Source organism: Thalassospira lucentensis, assembly GCF_050516545.1.
Classification (GTDB): Bacteria; Pseudomonadota; Alphaproteobacteria; order Rhodospirillales; family Thalassospiraceae; genus Thalassospira; species Thalassospira lucentensis_C.
Genome location: NZ_CP191544.1, coordinates 3069644 through 3079057, shown reverse-complemented (window position 1 = coordinate 3079057; position 9414 = coordinate 3069644). Strand labels below are relative to the sequence as shown.

The 9414-nt window shown below is 54.0% G+C and carries 8 protein-coding genes; 3 read left to right on the top strand and 5 right to left on the bottom strand.

Features of this window, described 5'->3' with window-relative positions; translation table 11 throughout:
* Positions 1–129: 129 nt before the first annotated feature.
* Positions 130–1083 carry a D-2-hydroxyacid dehydrogenase family protein gene (locus tag ACQ0MK_RS14100; protein ID WP_430473161.1) on the bottom strand — a complete coding sequence of 318 codons (954 nt, stop codon included), beginning with the start codon at positions 1081–1083 and terminating at the stop codon, positions 130–132.
* 309 nt (positions 1084–1392) lie between these two features.
* On the opposite strand from ACQ0MK_RS14100, the gene ACQ0MK_RS14095 reads away from it, so the two are divergent.
* Positions 1393–1818 carry a fumarylacetoacetate hydrolase family protein gene (locus ACQ0MK_RS14095; protein WP_430473160.1) on the top strand — a complete coding sequence of 142 codons (426 nt, stop codon included), beginning with the start codon at positions 1393–1395 and terminating at the stop codon, positions 1816–1818.
* Between the two features lie 332 nt (positions 1819–2150).
* Entirely contained in the window at positions 2151–2555 is a 405-nt protein-coding gene (locus ACQ0MK_RS14090) for a DUF2218 domain-containing protein (protein WP_430473159.1), read from the top strand.
* Between the two features lie 171 nt (positions 2556–2726).
* On the opposite strand, the gene ACQ0MK_RS14085 is transcribed toward ACQ0MK_RS14090, so the two are convergent.
* Positions 2727–3614, bottom strand: coding sequence for a LysR family transcriptional regulator (locus ACQ0MK_RS14085; RefSeq protein WP_430473158.1), 888 nt, complete (start codon positions 3612–3614; stop codon positions 2727–2729).
* A gap of 152 nt (positions 3615–3766) precedes the next feature.
* Here ACQ0MK_RS14085 and ACQ0MK_RS14080 point away from each other — a divergent pair, with 152 nt between their 5' ends.
* Positions 3767–5266, top strand: a complete 1500-nt coding sequence (locus tag ACQ0MK_RS14080) for a CoA-acylating methylmalonate-semialdehyde dehydrogenase (RefSeq protein ID WP_350044482.1) — start codon at positions 3767–3769, stop codon at positions 5264–5266.
* Positions 5267–5380: 114 nt separating this feature from the next.
* Here the strand turns inward: ACQ0MK_RS14080 and ACQ0MK_RS14075 are convergent, their stop codons facing one another.
* Genes ACQ0MK_RS14075 through nirD form a run of 3 tightly spaced genes read right to left on the bottom strand, consistent with a single transcriptional unit; the run spans position 5381 to position 9411 of the window.
* Positions 5381–6391, bottom strand: coding sequence for an NAD(P)-dependent oxidoreductase (locus ACQ0MK_RS14075; RefSeq protein WP_430473157.1), 1011 nt, complete (start codon positions 6389–6391; stop codon positions 5381–5383).
* Entirely contained in the window at positions 6363–9071 is a 2709-nt protein-coding gene (locus ACQ0MK_RS14070) for a molybdopterin-dependent oxidoreductase (RefSeq protein WP_430473156.1), read from the bottom strand. The genes ACQ0MK_RS14075 and ACQ0MK_RS14070 overlap by 29 nt, the downstream gene beginning before the upstream one ends.
* Entirely contained in the window at positions 9061–9411 is a 351-nt protein-coding gene (gene nirD / locus ACQ0MK_RS14065) for a nitrite reductase small subunit NirD (protein ID WP_350041742.1), read from the bottom strand. The genes ACQ0MK_RS14070 and nirD overlap by 11 nt, the downstream gene beginning before the upstream one ends.
* Positions 9412–9414: the final 3 nt, after the last annotated feature.

Sequence of the window (9414 nt, the reverse complement as noted above, 5' to 3'; positions counted from 1 at the left end):
AGGTGTAAAAAAATAAGTTAAAGTTTAATGGTTATTTGCAATTTTTAGTTGGAACCCGTGCGGACAAAAGTGATGCAGGAAATATCATAAATTTTGCCGATGGTAATTGCAGGGCCGTATCGCCAGTCGTCAGGACGTGATGACGCCATGTGGCCTGCCATTAATCCATGCGGCAATGGCCGTGGTGGTTTGGCCGTAAAAGACCTCCCAAGTATGTCGTGTGACATAGCCAAGATGCGGTGTAAGTAATAGCCCCTCGCATTGGCGCAACGGGTGGGAGGATGGCAGCGGTTCAATGTCATAGACATCAATGCCTGCACCGGCGATTTCACCGGAATTTATCGCATCAATCAATGCAACATCATCGATAATCGGCCCGCGCGATGTATTGATCAGATAGGCACTCGACTTCATTTGCTTGAATTCTTCGTTGCCGATCAACCCCCGTGTTCTATCAGACAGCCGTTGATGGATGGTGACAAAATCGGCGTCGCGCAACAGGGCTTCTTTACTATCTTTGAACTCAACGCCAATTTCATCGCAGCGATCCTGGGTTAAGTTTGTGCTCCAGGCCGTGACATGCATGCCAAAGGCCTGTGCAATCTTGGCTACATTTGCACCCAATCGTCCCAGCCCGATGATGCCAAGTGTTGATCCGGCAAGATCTTGCCCAAGACCGACTTGCCAGCCGCCGCTACGCATTGACGCGTTTTCAGGAACGAGGTTGCGTGCCAAACCCAACATCAAGGCAAAGGTAAGCTCAGGCGTCGCTGTCGACGGGGAATCTGTCCCGCAAACCGTGATCCCCAGTTTGGTTGCCGCAGCAACATCGATTGCGGCATTGCGTTTGCCGGTCGTGACAATCAGTTTCAGGTTCGGAAGTGCACCGATAAGCTTACCCGAAAGCGGGGTTCTTTCGCGCATGACGCAGATCACATCAAACGGTTCTAACCGGGAACGTAAATCGTCTTGTTTGGTGATTGTGTCATTGAAAACCGTGATCTCGCCAAAGGATAGAACTTCCGACCAATTGGCGGATGGCAGGGCAAGGTTCTGATAATCGTCAAGAATGGCGATGCGCATGGGGGAGGCACTTCCTTTGTCAATTTGTTCGAGTAGGCGCGTATCGCAATCATCATCGAGCGCAATGTCGCGAAGTGCAACGACTTCATAGAATTGGAGCGGTTCTCCACTCCTTACTTTTGAGGATGTGAGGTTCAAGAAAGTGATTTTGAAAACCACATGACTTGCGCTTTGGCTTCATGCTGTGACAACACTATTGTATGAGGAATGAATATGTCTGTATCCGGGGCTTGCGGCAGTGCGGCCAGAACGGTGCAGAATAAGCAACAATAAATAATATCGGGAGGTAGATGCTGAAACTTTTGCGCTATGGCCCATTGGGTAAGGAAAAGCTGGGGCCGTTGCCTGACCAATGACGTTTTGGAGCGGGCCTTTCAACTTGAACATTCCGGGCAATGGGTAAAGGGAAAAAGTGCCGATACTTTTGGCCCCACCGGCCCGTGGCTTGTCACCTGTGATGAGATCGCAGATCCACAGAACCTGTCGATGTGGCTGGATATCGATAACAAGCGCTATCAGGATGGCAGTACAAAGCCCATGGTATATGGGGTTGCGTTTGTGGTGAGCTACCTGTCGAGTTTCATGAGCTTGCAGCCCGGTGATATCACTTCAACTGGCAGGCCGCCCGGTGTTGGGATGGGGCAAAACCCGCAAGGGTTCTTAAAGCCCGATGATGTAATGGAGCTTGGAGTCGAAGGTCTGAGCTGCCAGCGACAGGAAGTTGTTCAGGGTTAGAAGGCAACTGCACTGTTCCAGTATCTTTAAAATTTTATGACAAAGCGGGCGATTCTAGGCTAGGACGCCCGTTTTTTGCATCTAAAAAGCCGCCAAAAATCAATAATTTGTGCGGATGCAGCAATTTTCTTTAAAAAAGTTGCGTCCAAGACTTGCGATCTTGGAATTTTGCGACATTTTGCCTTTAGGAATACGGGGTTACACAAACGCCTCACATTTTAGTGACCAATGGTCACTATTGTCGCGGGTAGTACCTTTGTGCTATGCATGCGATAGGGGTAAGGGGATTAGCTTGGTGCGCAGTCAGCACCATTGGAAAAATGGGTTTGTGCATGTCTGACCGGACGATCAGTGCGAAGGATGCCGGGGAAGATACAGGTGAGGACGCAGCGGCTGACTCATCAGAGATGCAAGACCTACCTGATGTTGGATTGGATCGGGAAATGGACGCCAATTATTGTTTTGCTGATATCTATGTACGCAATGCCCCATGCTATCTTCAAGGTCTTCTTGGTGACGTGCAAGAACCTGTTCATGGTGAGTTGCGCGACCCGAACAGAGGCCTTCTGGCTTTCGAAGACGGTGTCTGCGAGATTTCTGCCAGTTCGTCATTTTTGACGGTCGCGATGTCGGCCTCGGATGGTAAGGGGCTGGATCAAATCCGCGACTATTTCGAAGAAAACCTGCGCCGTATGTCCAAGCAGCAAGTTATCGAAGTGGATTGGCGAAAAAAGTGACCGATGGTCACTAGTTTGGCGACTGGTTGACGTCACGCTGCTCTTTTCTGGACATGGCACGCACCATTAACGGGCCCAAAGACGAAACGTCTTTGGGCCCGTTCTTATTTTGCTATGCTTTGGTTTGGGTGGATATCTTTTGTGCAATGCGGGGCATCTGAGGGACTTGCTTTAGCTCATTACAAACCGGTCGCGTTCTGTGCGCACGACACGGGTAATGTATTCCGCAACCGCGGCGACACTTCTGGTGTCCTTGGTGTCCGGGTGCTGGAGCATCCAGTAATTGCGCGTAAAGCGGATTTCGGGCAGCAAACGGATCAGATCAGGCACGCCTTTGGTGGCGTAATCATGCAGGATGCCGATGCCGTGCCCGTTGCGCACCGCCTCCATCTGGGCAACCACGCTGCCGCATTCAAAACGTCGGCGCATCAGTTTGCCAAGGCGGGCGGCATAATCAAGTGCGCGGCTGTAAATCAAATCTTCGATATGGGTGACAAACAGGCGATCAGATAAGTCGGCTTCGGTCTCCACCACCCCAAATCGTTCGATATAGGCGTTGGTGGCATAGACGCTGAGCGTATAGTCGGTGAGTTTCTTGATCACCAAACGGCCTTGTTTCGGGCGATCAAGGGTGATGGCGATATCGGCTTCGCGCTGTGACAGCGAGAACGTGCGCGGAAGCGGGACCAACTGGATCACAAGATCGGGATGTTCGGCGGCAAAGGCCGCCAGTTCGCCTGCCAGGAAATAGTTGCCAAGCCCATCTGGTACGCCGACGCGCACTGTCCCGCCGATGGATTCTGTGCGGTTCGAAACCGCCGTTTCAGCCCGAAGGAAGGCAGATTCAGCGGCCTCTGCTGCCTGCATTAGCTCCCGCCCGGCGGCGGTTAGCTCCGACCCGGTGGTCCGCCGCTCGATCAGTTTAATGCCCAGTTCCTGCTCAAGCGTGGTCAGTTGCCGGCCCACGGTTGCATGGTTCAGGCCAAGCTGCCGGGCCGCGCCAAGGATTTGTCCCTGTCTGGCGACGGCAAGGAATATGCGAAAGCGATTCCAATCCATAATCGGTAACGGCCTTTATCGACTTTAATTTTTGCACATCGAATTTGCAAGAATGATAATTGATGTGCATCACTGTGCATAGGCATAATAAGGACACTTTGCGGATGCTATCATCACGCAATCACCAAATCAGGTTTATCGGGAGACACCCAATGTCCAGCCAGCTCACCCACTATATCAACGGCAAGCGCGTTGCCGGCACGTCCGGTCGTTCGGCACCGGTTTTCAATCCGGCAACCGGTGCGCAAAGTGCGACGGTTGATCTTGCCTCGAAATCCGAAGTCCGCGCTGCTGTTGAATCCGCCGTCGCCGTGCGCGACGAATGGGCCAACACAACCCCGCTGCGCCGTTCGCGTATCCTGAATAAATTCCTTGGCATTCTGGAAGACCGCGCCGAAGAATTGGCCGCAGCCATCACCGCCGAACATGGTAAGGTTCTGTCCGATGCGCTGGGTGAAGTCACCCGTGGGATTGAGGTTGTTGAATTTGCAACCGGCGCCCCGCAGTTGCTTAAGGGTGAGTTCACCGAAAACGTCGGCACCAAGGTCGATAGCCATTCTGTGCGTCAGCCATTGGGCATCGTTGCCGGTATCACGCCGTTTAACTTCCCGGCGATGGTGCCGATGTGGATGTTCCCGGTTGCCCTTGCATGTGGCAACTGCTTTATCCTCAAACCATCAGAACGCGATCCGTCCGCAGCGTTGCTTCTGGCAGAATGGCTGACCGAGGCAGGTCTTCCAAATGGCGTATTCAACGTTGTTCAGGGCGACAAAGAAGCTGTCGATGCGCTTTTGTTTGATGCGGACGTCACCGCAATCAGCTTTGTCGGTTCGACCCCGATTGCCAAATACATCTATGAAACCGCAACCGCGCAGGGCAAACGTTGTCAGGCCCTTGGTGGTGCGAAAAACCACATGATCATTATGCCGGATGCCGATATGGATCAGGCGGTTGATGCCCTGATGGGCGCTGCTTACGGCTCGGCTGGTGAACGTTGCATGGCAATTTCGGTCGCCGTTCCGGTTGGCAAAGCAACTGCAGATACGTTGGTTGAAAAGCTGGTTCCGCGCATCAATGAATTGCGCGTAGCACCGGGCACCGATCCGGCGGCCGAAATGGGCCCGCTGGTAACGGCTGCACATCGTGACAAGGTTGTTGGCTATATCGACAAGGGCGTCGAAGAAGGTGCCAAACTGGTTGTCGATGGTCGCGGGATTAATCTTCAGGGCTATGAAGAAGGTTACTTCGTCGGCGGGACGCTGTTTGATGACGTCACCCCGGATATGAGCATCTATAAAGAAGAAATCTTTGGCCCGGTTCTTTCAATCGTCCGTGCGGATGATTACGAAACCGCAGCCAATCTTGTCGATAGCCACGAATATGGCAACGGGACTGCGATCTTTACCCGTGATGGCGATACAGCACGTGAATTTGCCGCCCGTACCCAGACCGGCATGGTTGGTATTAACGTGCCGATCCCGGTTCCGATGGCCTTCCATTCATTTGGTGGCTGGAAAGCATCACTGTTTGGCGATCATCACATGCATGGCCCCGAAGGTGTGCGTTTCTACACCAAGCTGAAAACCATCACCTCGCGCTGGCCGACCGGCATTCGCAAGGGTGCCGAGTTTGTTATGCCGACCATGAAATAAGCTTTGCGGTTACCGCAGACAAAGAAAGGCGCGCAAATGATTTGCGCGCCTTTTAGTTTATGTGGATGACAGGGAGTCAGGTCCACAGGGGTGGTGGAGTGATGCGGTGATGCTTTAATGCGCCGTCGGGTGGGTCAATGTGACAATATTGAATCCCTGACGGGCAAAGATTTTGGCCTGTTGCGCAAGATGTTCGCGTTTTTGGGTCGGGTCTGCTTCCTGATCGATATGGCCGATGGCAATCACCGTCGCATCGCGGCGTGCAAGGGTCAGTATTTCATCAGCAACATCATCTTCGTGGAAAACGATATCGGCGGTTTCAATTGCACGCGCAATGCCGTGCGGCAGATCAAATGCGGTATCCACATGAAGCTCCGCCATCATGGTCTGCCCACCGGGAACCGTCGCACTGCTGCCATCAGGAACGAACTGGCGCAGCGCCAGATCAATATCTTCCGGGCCAAGGGATTTTGCATTGCGCGATTGTAAGCCGCGCTGAAAGAAATGCGTCCAGAAGCGTTGGCGTGACACATTGTCATGCAAATGATCAGCAACCTTCTGCCGTGCATCACGCGCGATCCGGGCCAACTGTGACATGGTTGCCGGAAGAACGGTTTCAAGCCGCTGGCGAATGATGCGGGCCAGGGCCGGTGCACAGGCCCCGGTCGAAATCGTGATCATGACCGGGGATCGATCAAGGATGGCCGGTACGATAAAATCACACAGCGGGGTTTTATCCACCACATTCAAAAGAATGTTGCGCCGTTTGGTCGCGGCCTGAACCCGTCCGGTCAAATAGGGATCGTCGGTGGCATCAAACACCATCGCCGCGCCATTTACCATAGTGTCAACGAAGGGCATGCTTTCCCAAACAATGCGCCCTTCGTCGACCATCACGGCAATGTCGTCGCAGATTTCGGCAGCGACGACCGTGATTAAGGCTTGGCTTCGGATCAGAATGCGCAGCTTGCCTGCTGCGACTTCTCCGCCGCCAAGAACCAGTACCTTTTTCCCGGTGACATGAATGAAAGCCGGGAAATAGGCGAAGTTTTCCGATGGGTCGGGCAAGGTGCTGCCGCCCGTTTCCAAGGCACGATTATTCTGCGGCGCGCGGTAGTGCGTCATCGAGAATCTCCTTAATTTCCGGAAGGCATGAACCACATCCTGTCCCGGCCTGAAGCAGGCGGCCGATATCGGATGCCGAGACGGCATTCTGTTCGGTAATCGCCTTGCTGATGGAGGCAAGCCCGACCGAGAAACAAGAACAAATCAAACGATCATTGATCGCCCCGGCATCGGGCATGCGCCCGGCAAGAAGCGCATTGCGTTCCGGTGTTGCCACGGTTTCAGTCGTAAACAGGTTTGATACCCAGTCACGGCCAAGGGCCGGGCGATCCGGGCTGATAAACAAAGCCCCGCTGATGCGCCCACCATTCAGGCGGGCATAGCGATGAACGCCCTTTTTGGTGTCGTTATATTCAATGATGTGCTGATCATCGGCATTGGCGGCAATCGGCAGAAGCGATTTGAACATGCAGGCTTCATCACCGGCAATTTCATAAATCATGCTGCCCGGTCCGGTCGCGCTTACCCAATATGGCAGATGGGAAAGATCAACCGGGGTGTTGGAAAACAAAAGTCCCTGCCACCTGGTGACAAATGGTTCGATGGAAACCGGGACATATTTGCTTTCGGGTTGGCCGGAATGGGGGTCGACATTGGGGGGCATAAGTCGACCAATCCCACCCGCGCCCGAAAAGACATCGTTCCAGTGCATCGGAACGAATACCTGTCCGGGCAATTGAGCATCGGTGACCAGAACCCGCATCAAGGATGTGCCATGTTTACTGTTGATGCGCGCAATTGATCCATCCGTAAGGCCGTAATGACCGGCATCCTTCGGATTGACTTCAAGGAGCGGTTCGGGGCGATGCGCGCTAAGGCGGGCTGCCGTTCCGGTTCGGGTCATGGTGTGCCATTGATCGCGGTAACGCCCGCTATTGGCAATCAGCGGGAAGTCTTTGCTAAGCTGTGATTGCGGCGGGATATGTTCAACGCCGATCATTTTGGCGCGACCACTTGATGTGGTGAAAATGCCATCGCCATATAGACGTTCTGAACCGCTAGCGGGCTGGTGCTTGCGCGATGCCGGCCATTGGAACGGTTCCATCGCGTCATAGGCGGATTTCTTTGGCTTGTGCCAGATGCCGATATCAAAGGCACGCATGCCGTCATTTTCAAATTCCGACAGGGCGGCATGTTCGGCAAAAATGTCGCTGGGGCCTTTATATTTAAATGCCTTGGCATAGCCCATTGATCTGGCGACCTCGGTCATGATCCACCAGTCGGGTTTGGCATTGCCCTGTGCTTCGCGGAACGGGCGTTGGCGGGAAATGCGGCGTTCGGAATTGGTCACCGTACCTGATTTCTCCGCCCAACCGGACGCAGGCAGCTTGATATGGGCATAGCGCAAGGTATCGGTGTCGCTGACCACATCCGATGCAATCACAAGCGGACAACGCGACAGGGCCAGACGCACCCGACCCGTATCCGGCAGGCTGACGGCCGGATTGGTCGCCATGATCCAGACAGCCTTGATTTCCCCGCTTTCAATTGCGCGGAACATATCGACGGCCTTGTATCCTTCGCCCGGTTCAAGAACGTCGGATTTCCAGAACCGTCTGACCCGATCAACATCAATTGGATCATTGGGGTTCATATGGGCGGCCAACTGATTGGCAAGACCGCCAACTTCGCGGCCCCCCATGGCGTTGGGTTGGCCGGTGACGGAAAACGGGCTGGAGCCCGGTTTTCCGACACGACCGGTTGCCAGATGGCAATTCAGGATCGAATTGACTTTGTCCGATCCGCTAGAGGACTGGTTCACGCCTTGTGAAAACACCGTGACGGTGCGATCAAAGGCGGCAAACCAGCTAAAGAACGTTTCCAGTTTTTCCAGACCTGAGCCGAGTTCATCAGCACTTTCTTGGGTATCGAGTCCGCATTTTTGCGCGGTTATCTCGATGTCCGGGCAGTCGGCGCGGGCCTCTGCCACGGCATGTTCATAGCCACTGACATGGCGGGCTACGTAACGAAGATCGGTATTGCCATTCTGGTCAAGCCAGGCCAGCAAACCGTTAAACAGGGCAACGTCGCTGCCCGGTTTGATGGCAAGATGCAAATCGGCGATATCGCAGCTTGCCGTCCGTCGTGGGTCAATCACGACGATCTTTGTGCCCCGCTTTTCTTTGGCAGCGCGTAGGCGCTGGTTCAGTACGGGGTGACACCATGCCAGATTTGATCCGGTCAGAATGACCAGATCGGCAATTTCAAGGTCTTCGTAACAACCGGGCACAACATCCGCACCAAAGGCGCGTTTATGGCCAACCACGGTAGATGCCATGCACAGGCGCGAATTGGTGTCGATATGCGGTGACCCGATGAAGCCTTTGATCAGCTTGTTGGCGACATAGTAATCTTCGGTCAGGAGCTGACCGGAAACATAAAATGCCACCGATTTCGGACCATGCTTTGCGATGGTGTCACGCAACCGGTTGGCGGTTTCCGCAATTGCGGTTGACCAGTTGACCTGTTGGCCATCGACTTCAGGTTCAAGCAAACGGAAATCGCGTTTGGTTTCGGCTGTGATCGTATCGATCAAAGCCGCCCCCTTGGAGCAAATCCGCCCAAGATTAGCCGGGTGATCGGGATCACCGCCCACAGCAAATCCATCGCGGGTTGGCGAAATGATCAGGCCACAGCCAACACCGCAATAGGGGCAGGTTGTTTTGACCTCATCCCGCATGGCGCAGTCCGGCTTGCAGCTGGGTCAGACCGACACGAACAGTGCCATCAACCACCTGACATTCAACTTTGGCGGCACAGCCGTCATCCGGGCCCTGTGCTTCGCCGGTTTCAAGCGAGAAAACCATATTGTGAAGCGGGCAGGTCACGAAATGACCATGCACAATGCCCTGTGCCAGCGGCCCCTGTTTGTGCGGGCAACGATCAAGCAATGCGTAAACCTGATCATCCAAAGTGCGAAAGATCGCAATCCGGTCGGTTTCGGTCTGAAGCGTGCGTGCCCCTTGCTGCGGAATGGTCGAAACAGGACCGATATTTATCCAGTTGAGCATATCTGTCATTTT

Coding starts and splice junctions, on each gene's coding strand:
- ACQ0MK_RS14075 (WP_430473157.1), bottom strand. CDS start 6,391: ATGACGCACTACCGCGCGCCGCAGAATAATCGTGCCTTGGAAACGGGC.
- ACQ0MK_RS14090 (WP_430473159.1), top strand. CDS start 2,151: ATGTCTGACCGGACGATCAGTGCGAAGGATGCCGGGGAAGATACAGGT.
- ACQ0MK_RS14085 (WP_430473158.1), bottom strand. CDS start 3,614: ATGGATTGGAATCGCTTTCGCATATTCCTTGCCGTCGCCAGACAGGGA.
- nirD (WP_350041742.1), bottom strand. CDS start 9,411: ATGACAGATATGCTCAACTGGATAAATATCGGTCCTGTTTCGACCATT.
- ACQ0MK_RS14100 (WP_430473161.1), bottom strand. CDS start 1,083: ATGCGCATCGCCATTCTTGACGATTATCAGAACCTTGCCCTGCCATCC.
- ACQ0MK_RS14070 (WP_430473156.1), bottom strand. CDS start 9,071: ATGCGGGATGAGGTCAAAACAACCTGCCCCTATTGCGGTGTTGGCTGT.
- ACQ0MK_RS14095 (WP_430473160.1), top strand. CDS start 1,393: ATGGCCCATTGGGTAAGGAAAAGCTGGGGCCGTTGCCTGACCAATGAC.
- ACQ0MK_RS14080 (WP_350044482.1), top strand. CDS start 3,767: ATGTCCAGCCAGCTCACCCACTATATCAACGGCAAGCGCGTTGCCGGC.